At 42.7% G+C, this 17,136-nt stretch carries 13 protein-coding genes, 2 tRNA genes and 1 pseudogene; 8 read left to right on the top strand and 8 right to left on the bottom strand.

Annotated elements, in window-relative coordinates; translation table 11 throughout:
- Positions 1–217: 217 nt before the first annotated feature.
- Positions 218–2,086 carry a recombinase family protein gene (locus ACHZES_RS05780; protein ID WP_395548815.1) on the bottom strand — a complete coding sequence of 623 codons (1,869 nt, stop codon included), beginning with the start codon at positions 2,084–2,086 and terminating at the stop codon, positions 218–220.
- A gap of 706 nt (positions 2,087–2,792) precedes the next feature.
- Here ACHZES_RS05780 and ACHZES_RS05785 point away from each other — a divergent pair.
- Positions 2,793–2,999 (top strand): annotated as a pseudogene (locus ACHZES_RS05785) (ABC transporter substrate-binding protein); the annotation flags it as partial.
- Between the two features lie 121 nt (positions 3,000–3,120).
- Here the strand turns inward: ACHZES_RS05785 and ACHZES_RS05790 are convergent.
- From ACHZES_RS05790 to ACHZES_RS05815, 6 genes are all read right to left on the bottom strand, one after another.
- The gene (locus tag ACHZES_RS05790) at positions 3,121–4,992 is read right to left on the bottom strand and encodes a sialate O-acetylesterase (protein ID WP_395548814.1); all 1,872 of its coding nucleotides are present in this window, start codon (positions 4,990–4,992) and stop codon (positions 3,121–3,123) included.
- Complete coding sequence (locus tag ACHZES_RS05795; RefSeq protein ID WP_154526943.1) at positions 4,989–5,873, bottom strand: carbohydrate ABC transporter permease; 885 nt, start codon at positions 5,871–5,873, stop codon at positions 4,989–4,991. Before ACHZES_RS05795 ends, ACHZES_RS05790 begins: the two co-directional genes overlap by 4 nt.
- A 1-nt stretch (position 5,874) precedes the next feature.
- Positions 5,875–6,696 (bottom strand): carbohydrate ABC transporter permease, encoded by an 822-nt coding sequence (locus tag ACHZES_RS05800; protein ID WP_286173628.1) that lies wholly within the window; start codon positions 6,694–6,696, stop codon positions 5,875–5,877.
- 306 nt (positions 6,697–7,002) lie between these two features.
- Positions 7,003–8,388 carry an ABC transporter substrate-binding protein gene (locus ACHZES_RS05805; RefSeq protein ID WP_154526941.1) on the bottom strand — a complete coding sequence of 462 codons (1,386 nt, stop codon included), beginning with the start codon at positions 8,386–8,388 and terminating at the stop codon, positions 7,003–7,005.
- A 100-nt stretch (positions 8,389–8,488) separates the two neighbouring features.
- Positions 8,489–10,441 carry an alpha-glucuronidase gene (locus ACHZES_RS05810; RefSeq protein WP_395548813.1) on the bottom strand — a complete coding sequence of 651 codons (1,953 nt, stop codon included), beginning with the start codon at positions 10,439–10,441 and terminating at the stop codon, positions 8,489–8,491.
- Positions 10,441–11,574, bottom strand: coding sequence for a Gfo/Idh/MocA family protein (locus ACHZES_RS05815; protein ID WP_395548812.1), 1,134 nt, complete (start codon positions 11,572–11,574; stop codon positions 10,441–10,443). Before ACHZES_RS05815 ends, ACHZES_RS05810 begins: the two co-directional genes overlap by 1 nt.
- A 272-nt stretch (positions 11,575–11,846) precedes the next feature.
- Here ACHZES_RS05815 and ACHZES_RS05820 point away from each other — a divergent pair, with 272 nt between their 5' ends.
- From ACHZES_RS05820 to ACHZES_RS05850, 7 genes are all read left to right on the top strand, one after another.
- A complete protein-coding gene (locus tag ACHZES_RS05820; protein ID WP_038282750.1) occupies positions 11,847–12,662 on the top strand; it encodes an AraC family transcriptional regulator in 816 nt (271 codons plus the stop codon).
- 14 nt (positions 12,663–12,676) lie between these two features.
- Positions 12,677–13,600 (top strand): NAD-dependent epimerase/dehydratase family protein, encoded by a 924-nt coding sequence (locus tag ACHZES_RS05825; RefSeq protein WP_038282752.1) that lies wholly within the window; start codon positions 12,677–12,679, stop codon positions 13,598–13,600.
- A gap of 40 nt (positions 13,601–13,640) precedes the next feature.
- Complete coding sequence (locus ACHZES_RS05830; protein ID WP_395548811.1) at positions 13,641–14,732, top strand: aldo/keto reductase; 1,092 nt, start codon at positions 13,641–13,643, stop codon at positions 14,730–14,732.
- Positions 14,733–14,915: 183 nt separating this feature from the next.
- Positions 14,916–15,863 (top strand): 2-hydroxyacid dehydrogenase, encoded by a 948-nt coding sequence (locus ACHZES_RS05835; protein ID WP_395548810.1) that lies wholly within the window; start codon positions 14,916–14,918, stop codon positions 15,861–15,863.
- 91 nt (positions 15,864–15,954) lie between these two features.
- A tRNA-Ala gene (locus ACHZES_RS05840) sits at positions 15,955–16,027 on the top strand.
- Between the two features lie 6 nt (positions 16,028–16,033).
- Positions 16,034–16,107 (top strand) — tRNA-Val (locus ACHZES_RS05845).
- Between the two features lie 268 nt (positions 16,108–16,375).
- Complete coding sequence (locus ACHZES_RS05850; RefSeq protein WP_404820386.1) at positions 16,376–16,444, top strand: hypothetical protein; 69 nt, start codon at positions 16,376–16,378, stop codon at positions 16,442–16,444.
- Between the two features lie 211 nt (positions 16,445–16,655).
- Here the strand turns inward: ACHZES_RS05850 and ACHZES_RS05855 are convergent, their stop codons facing one another.
- Entirely contained in the window at positions 16,656–17,108 is a 453-nt protein-coding gene (locus tag ACHZES_RS05855) for a GNAT family N-acetyltransferase (protein ID WP_395548809.1), read from the bottom strand.
- Between the last annotated feature and the right edge of the window lie 28 nt (positions 17,109–17,136).

Genomic DNA, 17,136 nt, shown 5'->3' on the forward strand with positions numbered 1-17,136 from the left:
TAATTTTATCCCTATTATATCAGCCGAGTATATCCGTTATATCTCCTGTATCATCGTTCATAAGCACTACAACAGCAGTGCTTTTATGCTGCAATATATAGGGCTTTTCCATAAAAATCACGACCTCTCTTTTATAATAGTCTCCGCCAGCTGGTCAACCCTGTTTTTCCTGTAAATACGCTTTGCCAGAAGCTGAACAACATCCTTTGCCACTCCTCTAAGATGGCCCCACAAACCATCTGCGTCCCGCCCCCCGGCCTTTCACTTCTACTTTTCCGTCTCTCTTAAGGGCTGCCACTCGTTCAAACACGGTCCGCTCTCCCAGTCCCAGTTTTTCAGCGATCTGCTTTAAACTGATTTCCGGATCTTCAGCAATCATGCGGCAAATAATTTCCTTGGACTGTTCAATTGCCAAATTTGTATTTTTTAGTTTATATGAATTTAGCGAAATCTCCAAAGTATATTCATTATTGCCATCTAACATTGTACTATATCTTTCAATTCCCAAAATCTGTAACTGGTCAAAAATAATCCTTATATAATCCTTGTATACCACAATACTTTTTATTGAATCCATTAATGTGAAAGCCGTAGCTTGTTCGATCCCTCCAACCCTTAAGGATTCTTCAATTTTCCCGAGCCTCTGTTTCACCTTATAAACCATGCTTCTGTCATCTTCCATTTCTTTCAATTGTAATTTTAACTTACTTTTTTCTTCTTTTAATTTGTTTTCCATCTTCTCATAGTTATCATCAGAGATTTTTCTATCCAAATATTTTTCCAACAAAGTTTCCTGTCTCTGGGAAATTATCTGTATTTTCTTCTGTAAATCCAGTTCATCGCCCTCACCCCCAGCTTCCTCTAAGGTCTTCTCCAGTATACTCATTGTTTCCTCAATAAGTGTCTGTTTATCAATCATCTGTTCAAACTGCTCTTCAGCTACGGTTCCCAAAATATCTATTAATAAAGTCTCATCAATAGATGGACTGTCACAACCCTTCCCTATATCTATATCTTTAGGAGTCGAGTTCGTCTTAAGGTATTCCGCATTTTTACGTCCGAATTTTAAGTATGTACTGCATTTCCACTGAATGACTCGAGATGATTTATTATTTCTACTCGACTTATAATATGGTTTACCACACATTCCGCATATCAGCTTGCCAGAAAAATTATATTTTCCTCTGTTTCTCCCCTGTTTGCTTAGATTTTTATTCATTTTATTCGTTTGAACACGACTGTCCATAAGGGCATTAGCAACGTCCCAGTCTTCTTTGGATATGATTGCCGGTACCGCATTTTCTTTCATCATCCACTGATCCGGGTTTGTATGTATGGTAGTCTTAGTATTAAAGTCAAATTTCACTTTGTTCATAATCATCGTTCCCATTACTAATGGATTGCGAATGATACGCCGGATGGTACTTTCTCCGATTTCATTTCCCTGTCTATTTCGATAGCCATGGGAATACAGCATTTTTCCAATGGCTCTTGCACCATATCCTTCTTTACAATAATCAAATATAAGACGTATCATTTCCGCCTCTTCTTCCACCACGACAATTCTCTTTTTTCCATCTGGCAGAATCTCCTTTTTGTATCCATAAGTGAGACTGCTAAGCATCATTACTTCTCCCCGCTCCTGACGCTTTGCATGAGCGTTTGATAACTTTTTGGACAGTTCTCTGGAATACTCCTCGGCCAAAATGGCCTTGATGCCGATTACGATTTTATCATCAGGCTTATAATAGGTTCTATCCAGATAAAAGTACAACTTTATATGATTCCTGATAATAAGATCCAAGAGCAGATAAAAGTCCAGTATATTCCGATTCATTCTGTCCAGGGATTTTGTAACTATAACATCAAAGCTGTGCTCCTCAATTTGAGTGAGCATCCGCGAATATTCTTTTCTCATACTGGTCGTACCAGTCCGACCCTCGTCTATAAACCGATCTACCAGATCAAATCCTAACTGATCAACAGCTTCTACTGCCTCTGCAACCTGTTTATCCAGTGAACCAACCTGCTCGTCGCTATTTGTTGAAACGCGGCAATAAACGACAGCTCTAAGCTTACGCTCCATTTGTGCTCCCTCCTTACAAATTTTTAATAAAGGGGACATTGCGGCAGGCAATTGTCCCCTTGTAAATCTTTATTGCTTCTTTATCAGCTCATCAAACCGTTTTTTCTCTTTTATATTTATCAGCCCCTCTTGGAAAAGAAGCTCTCCAATTTGATTTATAACGATTTCTTTCTGCATATGTAGCCCCCTTTCTTCCATCTTCACATACTTCTGGAAATTGACATTGGAATCAGGCATGACTTTCTCCTCGTACCGTCTTTCCTATATCCTATTCCAGAAATTGGTTTAGAATGACAGACGCTATTTTGTCCTCTTCAAAAGAATCTGATCTGCCTCATCTGACCTTGTATTAACGTTATGTATATATATTTTCATATTGGAAATGTTGATTACCTATGCAGATAATCTCACAGTATCCCTAATAGCAAAAATTCTAGATATATCTACATAATTTTATCCATTGATTTTGGATTATAAGGAAAATACCCTCCGAACACTACTATAACCACGTACGTACTTCCATGAATGGCTGTATCACAAAAAGTCGGCAAGCTGCCGACTTCTTGTATAATAATAGAATTAAATAATGTTTAAAAATGTACATTCTTGCACTAATTCGGGTTCATTTCTAAAATCTTTGCTAGGTCTATAATTTTAGCAACATTTACATTTGTTTTGAATTAATCGCAGTTTTATCATAATGTTGCCCCAGTTCAAAGAAACCGACGTAGCTACGATTGCAACCATTATTGAACGGTATAAAGCACAGGATACCTGGAAAAAGGATACGGTTTTTGCAAAAGACAGCTTTGAGCTTCTGGAAAATATTCTGGAAGAATCCGGACAATTAAAGGAACGAGTTCCCTATGAGGAGCTTGTAACGACCACATATTCAGAAAAAGCTGCAAAGTAATTCTACCCTTTTTAATCTTATCAATGATGCAATAAACCTAACAGGACCGCATTTACTGCGGTCCTGTTAGGTTTATATGGTTCAGAACGTCACACCCCAATGATTCAGTATGCCGATCGAATCAGACTATCGTTATCTCAAATGGCGATACCGGAAGTCCCGGTACTGCGTACAAGTTCGCATTCCCCGGGTTATTTGACCATGCATAGCGCACTCCGGTAACTGTCTTTCCTTTTTGGACATTCAAAATAACCGTACCCCTCTGGGTCCGGACATCTATGTAATCTGAGGTCCATTCTCCTGATATGCAGACTTCAAACCCGCTCGGTTTACCGTCTGATACAATAAATTCCCTCTCCCCGTGATTAAAGTGAAGTATGATCTCATCGCCCTTCCTTTCAGCATGGGAGATTAGAGGGGACAGCCACTCACCCGGCTCATGATATGCAATTTCATACGCCGCCATAGCCATTCTCTCTCCTACTGTCTTCTTATCTGTTGGATGCAGATCATTGTATTCACCGCAGTCAATGGTGACCACCATAGCGCTGTTTGGAAGCGTTGCAAGGCCCTGCTGCATATTCCGAAACCGTACCCAGTTTCCTGCATCTTCAAGATCATAATTCGGTAACTGTACATAAATAACAGGAAATTTTCCCATATGCCATTTTCGTCTGTAATCCTCAATCATACTCTTGAAATACTGGGGATAAAAACGATCATCCTCTGCATTGCTCTCTCCCTGATACCAGCACATACCGCAGATAGGGAAATCATGAAGTGGCGCTATCATAGACTGATACATCCCCATTGGTTTTCTCTCAAAAAAGGTCGGTGGTTTAAGAGCTTTTACACATGCGCCTCTCTTATACTTCCAGCCATCAGAAATAGACAACGTCTCTCCTGTCTCAAAAATCATTTGATGAGACTTTCCTTTGGTGAAGTCCAGCCGCCCGGACACTGCAATCCCACGTATTGTAATCTCATGGTCCCCTTCGGTAAGTCCCTCCAAGTGATATTCCCTGGGAGGGTATCGATATGTGGTATTTCCAATGCACTGCCCATCAACGTAAGTGCAGTCCGCATCTTTGATGGTTCCAAGGGAAAGACGGAGCGGCTTGCCTGAAAGTTCAGGCGGGATCGTCACAGTCTTCTTAAACCAAACAGAACCGGGGTTTTCAAAATCTTCATTTGCATAAAAATCATCGGTAAGGTTGACCGTTTTCCACGTATCCTGGAAACCGGACTTAAGCCAAGCTTCTAAAATCCCCGCATCTGCCTCATCTAATTTCTTATACCACGAGGAAGCCCTCACTTCATCTTCTTTTTGTATATTCCTGACAAATTTATCTGATTTACATTCATCAGCTGTCTTTGCTTTACCGGAAAAACCCGCAAGCGCTTTTCTGCTCATCCACGCCTCTATAGGCGTACCGCCCACTGCAGTAAGTATAAGACCTATGGGTACTGGATATCTTTCCCGCAATTTCGACCCAAAAAAATATCCTGCCGCTGAAAAATAAGAAGCACACTCCAACGAATAACTTTCCCATTTTCCTCCCGACAGTTCCTCTGCAGGAGTTTTGAAATTCCACTTGATCGGGACGGTGAACTGGCGAATAAACGGGTCTCCGTCTTCACCATACTCCTTTGGGAAACGATACTTTACCCGATGCATAGGAAGCTGCATATTGGACTGGCCGGACATGAGCCAGACATCCCCTATATAGATATCAGAAAATTCTTTTCTCACACCCGCACACGTGACGGAAATCGAATAGGGGCCCCCTGCCTGCATAGGCATAAATACAAGCTTCCAGTTTCCGTCTTCTTCCGTTAAGGTCTCTTCTCTGAATTCAGCACTCCCATCTTCTTTCGATAGTATCGCTTCTACCCGCGCTCCCGCATCCGCTGTACCTCTTATGGGTATAAACTCATTTCTCTGCAGAACCGCATGATCTGATATGTATGGGGTGACACAAAAGTTTATCATCCTTTCACTCCCGAACTGGTCACTCCCTCTACAAAATACTTCTGACAGCAGAAGAACAGGATCAGAGCAGGAAGCAGAGCCAGGAATGACATCGCAAGGATCTGGTTCCATTCCACGATACCACTGCTTTGATCGATTGACATCTTAAGGGCCAGCGATACAGGATATTTCGCAAGGCTCGTCACGTAGATCAGGGGACCTAAGAAATCATTGAAACTCCATACGAACTGAAAGATCGTGCAGCTTATCAGAGCCGGTTTCAATGCTGGGAGCAGGATCATCGTCAGAATTCCAAATGAATTGCAGCCGTCTATCGTCGCCGCCTCATCCAAATACGTCGGTATGGAACGCATAAACTGGATCAGCATAAATACGAAAAACGGTTCGTTCGCAAATACGGTTGGTGCGATCAAAGGTACGTATGTGTTTAAAAGTCCAAGGTTTTTCCATAAAATATAAAGCGGAATCCTGGTCACGACCGACGGTAAAAACATAGTCGCCATAAGGATGGAAAAACATATTTTTTTAAACGGAAAATTGAATCTGGCAAATCCATACGCTACCAGAGTACTCGATATCAGACAAAACAGTATCTTAGGTATTACAAAACTGAATGTGTTAATGAAAAATGTGGTGAACGTAAATTTCGTTCTGGTTTTCCAGCCATTGACATAAGGCGTAAAGTCTATTTTGCTGGGTATGAAATTAATTGACGTAAATATCTCATTGTTCGTCTTAAAAGTAGCTCCCACAAGCCAGATGATGGGATAAATCATAACGAGGGCCACTACCGTAAGTAAGGTATATCGGAAAGCAGCACTTATCATGTACTTTCTTCTTCTGCGTCTTTCCACTTCGCTGATCAAATTTGTCCGTGCCATGTTATTCCCCCTTATCCGAATAAAATACCCAGCGATCCTGGGTAGCAAATAACACTACCGTAACAGATACGATGATGAGAAACAGTATCCAGCTGGCGGCGCTTGCGTAACCCATATTGAAAAGCTGGAAAGCGTTGTCATAGATGAACATAGAGGTAAGGTATGTAGAATTTAAAGGACCTTTTTTCGTGATGAGGTAAGGTCCGTTGAATTCCTGGAACGCATTGACCAACTGCATGACCAAGTTGAAGAAGATCGTGGGTGTGATCAAAGGAATCGTGATCTTGAAAAACGAATAAGACTTCGTAGCTCCATCCACACTTGCGGCCTCGTAGAGATCCTGAGGCACATCTTTAAGGGCGGCCAGGAATATCAGCATGGCCGAACCGAACTGCCAGACTTTTAAAAGAACGATAACAGCCATAGCTCCGGATGCGGAAGACAACCATTTTACAGGGCTCACACCGAATATACCAAGAAAGTGGTTAATAAATCCATCTTGCTGAAATAAAAAACGCCATAATACGGCTACTGCAACGTTTCCGCCTAAAAGGGAGGGAACATAGTACGCCGTCCGGTAGAAATTAATAGCTTTTAATTTAAAATTAAGGATAAAAGCAATAAATAGTGCAAATGCAAGCTGCAAAGGCACTGTAATTACTGTATATTTTAGCGTCTGCCTTAGCGTGCCTAAAAAGTCTTTATCTTTAAATAGCTTTGCATAGTTGGCAAATCCTATGAAATTGGGCTCTCTGACCAGGTTGTAATCCGTAAAGCTGATAAAAAGTGCATTAATAAACGGATACAATGTAAGAAAAACCATTCCGATTATCCAGGGGAGAATATACAAAAGCCCGATCTTGCTGTTTTTCAAAAAAATTCCTCCTAGCTAATAATGACATAGCCACAAAGAGCTATATAGTTAATAAGTTCCTATATCAGATTTGACACTTTTCCGATAAACTCCAGACCTTTCATAAAGTATATTCCCTTGATGGAAATGGGCATTTATCCGAGTTCGGTATTGCGGCCTGCCGCAGGCGGTGAAAGGATTCCGCTTAAACAACGTGAATCCTTCACCTGCTTTTCGGCAGACTTGCAATGAGAAATGAGACAACGTTCTTTCTATTTATTTCCCATATTCTGCTTTCAGCTTTGCAACCTGAGCGGATGCTTCGTCAAAGAATGCCTGAGCCGCTTCGTCAACGGTACTTGCACCCAATTCATATTTCTCATAATTGCTCTCATAGGAAGATGTAAATACGGCGTCCTCAAAGATAGGGGAATTATTTATAACTTCTGCTTCATCTGTGAAGTCATAAGCTTGCTTTACGGCACCTGTAATCTGTCCATCAGCTTCAAGCGTGGCTTTTGCAGATTTAGATGCTACCATACCTCTCTTTGAACCCATAAGCTTCGTGCCTTCCGGATCATTTAAGATATACTGTAAGAATTCTGCTGCTGCTTCCGGGTTCTTGGAGTTCTTTGAGATTGCAAATGTCAGTGACGGTTTTGCCATGGTTCCTTTAAATACCGCTCCGTCAATCGTCGGAAGGGGTGCTACGATCAGTTCGTCTCCTTTATCTGCAAGTGTCTGTGCATTGGAAGCGATGCCGCCGGTCCACTCAAGCACTCCCAAATATCCGCCGTCAATAAACTTTGCATTTTGGGCGATGGATACCGGGTCATTTCCTACATTTTCAAGGTAATCCTGTCTGGAACAGAATACATGAAGATCTGCCAGCTCCTTATACCAGGTCATGGCTTCCTTATAGTCCTCTACCGTGTAATTCATATTCAGATTTTCGTCGAATTCACCCTTACCGGTCTTCTGCTGCAGGTAATAAACGGCAGCAAAACGAAACGTCGGGCTTACGATCAGATAGGCGTTTGGATTCTGCGCCGTAATGGTCTTTGCAGCTTCCTTGTACGCTTCGAATGTAGATGGGATCTCATTAATACCTGCTCTCTCAAATGCAGATTTGTTTAAATAAACGCCCAGGGTATTCTGCCCGTAAGGAATGGCCTGCATTACACCGCCGGTCTTTCCTGTCTCTAAAAATCCGGCATCATACTGTGAAAAGTCAATGATATCCTTAACTTTGTCTAAATCATAAAAACCGGTGCCGTCCGGACTGTATTTGATGAGCCACGGATAATTGACAGTCATGATATCGGCTTCTGTTCCGCCCGCATAGCGAGTAGCAAAAGTCTCTTCCAGGTTACCGAAGCCGGAAGGCTCGCCTGTTACTTCGATTGCGCCTGCATGAGCCGCATTGAATGCGTCAATGGCTTCCTGAGTCGCCTGATGGCGGTCATCATTGCCCCACCAGGAAAAGCTTAACTTGGCTAGTTCACCGGCCGGTGCCGCATCTGATTTTGCCTCTCCACTATTGCCTGATGCCGCTGTAGTAGCCGGTGCAGTGTTTCCTCCGGTGCTTCCACATCCGGTAAAGCTGACTGTTGCCGTTAATACTGCTGCAAGTACGGCTGAACTTTTCTTCCATTTTTTCATAATACTTTTTCCTTCCTTTTCTTTTTTATTTGCAGGGTCTGCAAAACCCTTTACCGCCAATTTTTATGGTGCTTTGTAATACAACATACAGCTGATATTTTTACTCATAGATCTTTCTGCCGTGGGCATCAGGTATTCCTGACTTACGGTAGAAATAGGTATTAATCTGATCCCGCCAATTGATTGCATTTTCTTTTTGTCTTTTTAGACGGTCTCTCACATTACTAAAGCATTCTTCATCTAAGAATGGCTCCAGGCTTTCCCAAACGCTCTCGTACTGCTCTACTTTTTCCACACCCGCAAAATGTGTGTCATATATATGCTGTATCACAGTCTTTCCCGAGCGGAGGATATGGGTATATGGTACATGATGGAAAAACAGCAAAAGTTCATCCGGACAGGAAGATAAATCTTCATATTCTCTGAATCTGTCATCGGAATACTGCCTTGTATATCCGGTACCATTCGCGACCGTACGTTCTCTTCCTACGCCGTTGCGGTCCGCATAATGATAAGTCCCCCATTTGTCATATTCGTAACCGTCTATATCCACTCCGTAGTGAACAGTTGGTTTGCACATAAATCCAACTGCCAAAGGACAGGTATAATCTTCATAAACACCTCTGGAAGTGGTAAGAATCTCCTTGATTTTTGCAGCTTCGTCCCGGGGAAGGTCAAAGGTTAAATTTACCCATTCACCGGCTATGGCGTCAGAACTGAGTGAGTTGCCCCATACAAGCCTGCCGTATCCATATAGGTTAGCCTGAGCCAGCTTGTTGCCTGTCCAGTTTGTGTCCATGCCTACACTTCCTACTGCCGCTATTCCGGACCGTTTGGGATCCGGGGAGTTCTTTTTGATCTCATTCCTGATATAAGCATCTTTCCCGTAGCAGGTGTCAAAATCCAAAGTTTCTTTCCACATGGGTACCAGGTAGCAAATATCGATCTGATGCCCTGTGTACTCCTGGGTAATCTGGAATTCCAGTATTTGATTTGTTTTTTTAAGTGCCCCAAACAGCGGAGAATTCGGCTCTCTGATCTGAAAATCAATAGGACCATTTTTAATTTGAAGGATAACATTGTCCTCGAACTTGCCGTCGTGCTCCATAAATATATCATAAGCAGCCCTGGCGCGGTCAAGAGATCTGTCTCTCCAGTCCTGTGCACAGTTGTATACAAAACACCTCCAGATAATGATCCCTCCCAAGGGTTTTATGGCCCGCGCCAGCATATTCGCACCATCTTCGTGGGTCCGGTTATATGTAAATGGGCCCGGCTCTCCTTCAGAATCCGCTTTTACAATGAAACCGCCAAACTGGGGAATCTCTTTGTATATGTCAGCTGTTACGTTCTCCCACCATGCAGCGACTTCCGGTTCAAGGGGATCCGCTGTGTCAAGCCCGCCTACCACAATGGGAGCGGCAAAATTGATAGCAAGATAAGTCCTGATTCCGTATTCGCTAAACACATCAGCTATCTTTCTGATTTCTTTCAGATTTTCGCCTTTGATGAAGGAAGTCTCTTTTCTATGTACATTTACATTGTTGATTGATATGGAATTGATCCCTGTACTTGCAAGGAGTCTTGCGTAGGAGCGAACGATCTCCATATCTCCTCTAAAATTGTTTCTATCATAATAGATTGACTCTCCCGCATAACCGCGTTCAATGGAACCGTCGAAATTGTCCCAGTGGTTTATCATGCGAATGCTCTGATCCGGTTCGCTCTTAAAGGGAAGCGTTCCTTTTGTGATCAGAATTCGGTGCAGACTGAATACTCCATAAAGAAGACCATTCTCTGTAGAAGCTGTTATTCCATAGCCTGTCTCTGTCTTTTTTATCTCATATCCGTCGCTGCCGTCATCACCTGCCAGTGATAAAACCAAAGAAGATCCCGGATCATCCGAGGCTTCCGCACCTTCAAATAAAAGGGGCAGCTCTCTCTCTATGGTTTTCATTACTATGCTGTCTTTTTTATCTTTGATATGATAACCGGATATATCCGACTGATATACTTTCTTTTTCAACCAGCACAGATCCCTTGTTTTTGACATCACTTCAGTTCCTCCTGATTCCCGCTGCCAACGTTCCGAAACGCTGCGTGGAAATTCTTTCCGTTTTCAATTATTCCGTTTTTATCATACAAAAGACTATCCCTGCCCAAGGGCAAACGGACCGTCGATTTCGTAAATCCGGATTGATAGATCGCCATAATAACCTCAAGAGCCAATCGGCCATCTGCACTGTCTTCCGGATGGTTCTCACCATTTTCTATAAAGCGGATAGCCCGCTCTATCTGTGCCTCATGCTTCGTCCACTCCGACTTTGGAATTGATTCCCGTACTTTTTCAAGCTCTGCTATGGTATCTGGATCGTCTACGGGAAATCCTGTGTCTGTAGAACGGTTACTCGTGACCTGGTAGGGGGATGAGATACCCGCTCTTTCACACTGAAAAGCGAGTCTTTGATACTGGCCATGAGTCACCAGATTTACTGCAAAGGTTACTACTGCCCCGCTTTTATAAGTGAGTATTGCCGCTGATAAATCTTCTGTCTCAGCATTATCATGTGCAACATTTGTAAGAACAGCTGTCACAGTCTCAGGGGGGCCCATGATCCAGTTAAGTAAGTCTATCTGGTGTACGCCGTGATTAATGATGCAGCCACCGCCCTCCTTCTCCCAGGTGCCTCTCCACCAAAGATCATAATAACTGTGACCGCGATACCAGAATGACTCAACCTGACCAAAGAGCACTCTGCCTGCAATTTTACTATCGATCAGTGCCTTTAGTGTCTGATTATCTTTCGTAAAACGGTTCTGGCAGACGACTCCAAGATAAGTGCCAGTCTCCTTTTGTACCGCTATTATTTCGTCGCATTCCGCCAAAGACAAGGCCATGGGCTTTTCCACCAGTACGTGCTTCCCGGCCCGCATACATGCGATAGAAGCAGGCAAATGGGTGAAAGGCGGGGTACATATACTTACAAGATCCAGATCCGGTCTTTTAAGCATCTCGTTATAGTCCTCATAGACTTCCGCTGCATCCAGACCATACTTCTCTTTCATACTTTGCGCTTTCTCAGGGAAGATATCACACAGCGCAACCACCTGGCATCTGTCTGAAAGTGAAAGGTAAGCCTTAAGATGTGTTTCTGCAATAACGCCCGTTCCGATGATACCTACCATAATAATTCCTTTCTTAAAACAGTAAAACTGGGTCTGTCAGCATTTTGATTAAATAAACGTTTATTATGCTTTACATTTTAGCCATATCCTCCAATTATGTGAATGTAATATTAAAATACCATTTGTAATTTTTAAATATATTTTTTACTTTGTATTCTCTATTGCGCATTTTTACAGGACAAGATATACTAAATATACTAAAAAAATCCTACATCAGTAACAGCCACTGTATTTTTTCTAAAAAATTTACCAAAAAACGGGAGGCGCAGCTTATGGAAGTGAATTTTGATAACATGATTCCCGATCTGCACTACTACATTCACAGAAAATGTACGGCCAGTTGGAAGATCGACCCGGATTACATATCTTTCATCGACATCACATATGTCATTGCGGGAAAAGCCAGATATTTCATAGACGGGAAAGAATATATCGTCCGGAAAGGTGATCTGATCTGCATACCCAAGGGTACCCACAGAGCGGCAGTCAGTGTCCCGGAGGATTTAATGGAATGTTACTCCACAAATCTTTTCCTCACAGATCAAAAAGGCAACGATATCTCCCTGCCCATTAACCTCATCAGCCATATTGGCAATGTTCCCCCACTCATATCCTGCTTTCATGAGATCCACGAAGAATGGATTAAGCGTGAGTTCGGTTATAAACTAAAGGTACGGGCCAGCATGTGCCTCATTCTCTACCACATACTGGATCTTCTTTTCAATGAGAACCGGATCAGCAGTAAGGACATCCGTATCATCAACAGCATCCGCTATATGAGCACTCATTTTGCAGAAGATGTAAGCATCGATACCATGGCCAGTCTGTTCCATATCCATCCGGTGTATTACGGAAATCTGTTTAAAAAGGCATTAGGCATGACATTTAAACAGTACCTAATCTCATTGCGTTTAAACCATGCGGAAAATATACTGAGAAGCGGTGAAGCCAACGTGGGCGATGCGGCGCTCCAAAGTGGATTTTCCGATATTTATTATTTCTCAAAACTATTTAAAGAAAAAAAGGGGATCCCGCCTTCAAAGCTGCTCCCGCCGGAAAGAAAGAAAAATATAGAGATATTCAAATAAAGAGGAGATTCCGTATGAAGAAGAAAGCACTGATTATCGGAGGAAGCGGAGGCTTAAGCGGCCGTCTGGCTGCACTGGCGAAAGATGAATATGAAGTTTGGGCAGTTACCAGAGGGCAGCGTCCCTTAGGTGACGGAATCCATCTTCTGAAGGCCGACCGAAACGATACTGATAATTTTAAAAAAACAATTTTAGAAGCGGATACGAACTGGGACATTGTCTTTGACTGCATTTGCATGAATGAAAAACACGCCTTGCAGGATTTAAATGTATTTCCAGGAATCACAAAACGTCTGGTCGTGATTTCCACGGATTCCGTGTATGATCCCTTAAGAAAAGATACTCCGCAGAAAGAAGACGGATATTTCGTCGAGGAAGAAGGCGAGCCCGAAACGCTTACTTATGCGGGCAATAAACGCCGCATGGAGCATATCTTTATCAACAACTTCGGCAGCACCTCCTTAGCCGTTACACTCTTCCGTCCCGGACATATTTATGGACCTGGTTTTCTCATAGGGTGTTACCCGGAGCACAGCAGACAGAAGGAATTGCCCCAACTCATCCTGGATAAGGAGTCCATATCTCTTGTAGGCGGCGGAATCTATCTTACGCAGCCCATATTTGTGGACGATCTGGCAAACGCCATGCTCGACTGTGCAGAAAAACAAGGTACTTATAACCATATTTTCTGTATCGGGGGACCGAAAGCCGTGGAGAACCGCAGATATTACGAGATCATTGGGCAGCTGTTAGACAGGGACGTGAACATTAAGGAAATCCCGCTGGCAGGATATTTCGAAGAACACCCGGAGTACAGCGGCCATCTATGCCATCGGATCTATGATCTGTCAGCCCTTCGGGAGGCGGGAGTGCGATTGCCTGATACTTCCCTTGAGACAGGATTAAAAATACACTTAAAATCACTCGGTTATCTTTAAAACTCATTCTGAACCCACGAATAAATTCTGGAGGTATTCTATGTATTACAAACAATATGGAAACACCGATATGAAGGTCTCCGCCATCGGCATGGGATGTATGCGGTATGACTCTGATGATGTCAAATCAGGTAATCTTGAAAAATGCGCGGAAGTTGCATTGTATGCCCATGAAAAAGGCATCAACTATTTTGATACTGCTCCTTTCTACTGCGACGATAAAAGCGAGATCATCACAGGAATCGCCCTTTCACAGCTTCCCAGAGACAGTTACTATATTTCTTCAAAGACTAACTTAGGCACTGTGGGCGGCAGCTACACAGAAGCAGATTTTCGAAGGAGACTGGAAACCACATTAAGCCGGTTAAAGGTGGATTATCTTGATTTTTATCATTTATGGTGCGTATTGAATCTGGAGTCTTTTTCCGAACAGGTAGAAATCCTTTACTCATTCTTTGAGAAAGCCAAAGCAGAAGGGCTGATTCGCAATATAGTGTTTTCATCCCATATGCAGGGCAACGAACTCGAAACTGCCGTAGCTTCCGATCTATTTAAGGGAATGCTCATTGGATACAATGCACTCAACTACCGGTTCCGCCAGACCGGCATCAAAGCTGCCTATGACAATGGTATGGGCGTCGTAGTTATGAATCCTCTGGGAGGCGGTCTTATACCTGGTAATCCAGATACATTCCGCTATCTGACAGAAGGAACCGACCTTACCGTGGCACAGGCCGCATTAAACTTTGTGGCATCCCACAAAGAGATAACAATCACTCTCGCAGGCTGCACCACAAAGGAACATGTAGATGATGCCGTGAAAGCCGTGGGAAATTTAGTTGAACGGCCTGCTGCTGAAATCTATGAAGAATATGAAAATAAGGGCATGATCATCAACGACCTCTGCACCGGCTGCGCATACTGCAAGCATTGTCCGAAAGACATCGATATCCCCAAATTCATGGATGCCTACAACATGAAGCTGCTGGGAAATGATATGTATGATCGCCTGAAAGGTCACTGGCAGATATCAAAAGACTCTGCCGGAGACTGTATCAAGTGCGGCAAATGTGAGAAGCTGTGCACACAGCATCTGCCCATTATAAAGAGACTTGCTGAAATAGCTGGATAAAATACCGGCAGCCTGCCATACAGGCTGCCGGATTATTTTATCTCTGTATCAACAAAAGGTCAGGGATTCGCCACATTCACCGAATCCCTTCTTTTTTAATCCTTCAATCAGTGCTATAATAGAGATTGCAGGACTGCGCTTACTGCGGTCCTGTAATTTCGTGCAATGATTGGAGTGATACCTATGAATATCGTATTATTAGAATCCCTGGGCATTCCGGACAGCCTTTTGAATGAATACGCAAAACCGCTGACGGATGCCGGCCACAGCTTCACCTCTTATCCGAAGGATACGGACCCTGAAGTCCAAATCCAACGGGCCAAACAGGCAGATGTTATCATGATTGCCAATATGCCTCTGTCCGGGCAGGTTATATCTGCTTGTGAGCATTTAAAATTTATAGATGTTGCATTTACAGGGGTTGATCACGTAGACTTGGAAGCAGCAAAATCAAAAGGGATCAAAGTCAGCAATGCAGCCGGATACTCCACCGAGGCCGTGGCGGAGCTTACGATCTGCCTCATGCTCTCCCTTCTTCGTAATGTTCCCCAGGTAGAAGCCCGGTGCAGGGATGGGAAAACCAAGGATGGCCTGGTAGGCTGTGAAATTATGGGAAAAACCGTAGGAATCATAGGGACCGGAGCTATCGGTACAAGGACTGCTGAACTCTGTTCCGCCTTTGGCTGTAAGGTTCTGGGATACAAACGGCGCCTGACCGGAAACGAGCCTTCATTTATTGAATTCGTATCCCTTGATGAACTGTTATCCCGTTCTGACATTGTAAGTCTCCATTGTCCTTTAAACGATGAATCCCGCCATTTAATAAACCGTGACACCATTGCAAAAATGAAAAAGGGTGCATACTTAATCAATGCTGCAAGAGGTCCTGTGGTAGATTCTGAAGCCTTGGCAGAAGCGTTAAATAATGGTTATCTTTCCGGTGCTGGAATCGATGTCTTCGAAACAGAGCCTCCCCTTGATTTAAATCATCCGCTTCTCAAAAGCAAGAATACCATCGTTACCCCACACGTGGCTTTTGCCTCAGTACAATCCATGGATGCCCGGGCAAAAATCGTTTTTGACAACATCAAAAACTGGCTGGAAGGCCGCCAGTCAAACATCATTCTTTAGAATAAAGGCCGGATAAAAAATATGGTATTTTTTGTCTCTTTTGTATAAAAAATACTTGTAATTCAGAATCTTCGTGCTATAATTTAGACATGGGGATATAGCTCAGCTGGGAGAGCGATGCGTTCGCAACGCATAGGTCACGAGTTCGAGTCTCGCTATCTCCATGTGATGGAAGTATAGCTCAGCTGGGATGAGCGTTCGCCTCACACGCGAAAGGCCATGGGTTCGAGCCCCATTACTTCCAGTCGTATACGCCTCAAGATCCTTGATTTATATAGGGTTTTGAGGTGTTTTATTTTAGCCATTTGAATACACTTGAATACATCAAATATCAGAATGCATTTTTGATAGCCTTTTATACAGTTCTTCTTCCGTTCTTGTTTTTAACAATCTTCCAGTTGGACTTGTTTCATCGAGAACATACGTCTGCCACCGCTTGTCTTTTCTTGTTTCCGATGGTGGTGTAATGGCATAACTGTGAACTTGATGAAAGTGGAATTACCAGATATGAATTGGCAAAACGTATCGGTATTACATATCAAACCATTACAAATATATATAAAGGCGAGTCAATAAGCTAGAAATACTAGAAGGAATATGTAAAGTACTTAAATGTACCCCAAACGACATTATTGTTTCAGACGATCCAACAGTCAGCCGGCTTCTCTTATATGTTGATAAAATGCAACAAGACGCAAAGAAAGACGATAGTGAATAATCTATCGTCTTCTTATTAGTTTCGCAAAACGCATTTACTGTTTTTCGTAATATAATGATATTTTTATTATAGTTTTAATAAAAATCGCTATTATAATCGCTGCGTTTCAAAATCATTGGTGTGACAGTACCTTCAAAAAATGGGACTGGATCACCTAAAATATGGCCACCTATATTTGAAACTATTTTTACAGTTGTTTCTCTGGCTTCCATGTAAATCTCATCTATTTCAGATGAAAATAAGTCATCAAATGAATGTTTTGCCAATTTGCGCCCTAACTGTTGTCCTCTAAATTCTTTTTGAACAATAAAGCGCCCCCAATGTAATTGACCATTCTCTTTCCATGCTGCTACAGCACCTATGATATTTTCATCTAATGTGGCACACCACCATATTGGGCTTTTTTCATCAGATATTCCTTGTAATGCTGCAGGTATCCCTTGCTCATCAGTAAAAACTTCTATCTCCATTTCAATAATTCTATTCATGTCTTCTTGCATAGCTCTTCTAATCACAATATCACTCATTACAAGCGCTCCTTACTGATCTCGTATA

The sequence above is a fragment of the Lacrimispora sanguinis genome (assembly GCF_044987295.1).
In the GTDB taxonomy this organism is placed as follows: domain Bacteria; phylum Bacillota; class Clostridia; order Lachnospirales; family Lachnospiraceae; genus Lacrimispora; species Lacrimispora celerecrescens_B.

Coding starts and splice junctions, on each gene's coding strand:
- ACHZES_RS05780 (WP_395548815.1), bottom strand. CDS start 2,086: ATGGAGCGTAAGCTTAGAGCTGTCGTTTATTGCCGCGTTTCAACAAAT.
- ACHZES_RS05790 (WP_395548814.1), bottom strand. CDS start 4,992: ATGATAAACTTTTGTGTCACCCCATACATATCAGATCATGCGGTTCTG.
- ACHZES_RS05795 (WP_154526943.1), bottom strand. CDS start 5,873: ATGGCACGGACAAATTTGATCAGCGAAGTGGAAAGACGCAGAAGAAGA.
- ACHZES_RS05800 (WP_286173628.1), bottom strand. CDS start 6,696: ATGGTTTTTCTTACATTGTATCCGTTTATTAATGCACTTTTTATCAGC.
- ACHZES_RS05805 (WP_154526941.1), bottom strand. CDS start 8,388: ATGAAAAAATGGAAGAAAAGTTCAGCCGTACTTGCAGCAGTATTAACG.
- ACHZES_RS05810 (WP_395548813.1), bottom strand. CDS start 10,441: ATGTCAAAAACAAGGGATCTGTGCTGGTTGAAAAAGAAAGTATATCAG.
- ACHZES_RS05815 (WP_395548812.1), bottom strand. CDS start 11,574: ATGGTAGGTATCATCGGAACGGGCGTTATTGCAGAAACACATCTTAAG.
- ACHZES_RS05820 (WP_038282750.1), top strand. CDS start 11,847: ATGGAAGTGAATTTTGATAACATGATTCCCGATCTGCACTACTACATT.
- ACHZES_RS05825 (WP_038282752.1), top strand. CDS start 12,677: ATGAAGAAGAAAGCACTGATTATCGGAGGAAGCGGAGGCTTAAGCGGC.
- ACHZES_RS05830 (WP_395548811.1), top strand. CDS start 13,641: ATGTATTACAAACAATATGGAAACACCGATATGAAGGTCTCCGCCATC.
- ACHZES_RS05835 (WP_395548810.1), top strand. CDS start 14,916: ATGAATATCGTATTATTAGAATCCCTGGGCATTCCGGACAGCCTTTTG.
- ACHZES_RS05855 (WP_395548809.1), bottom strand. CDS start 17,108: ATGAGTGATATTGTGATTAGAAGAGCTATGCAAGAAGACATGAATAGA.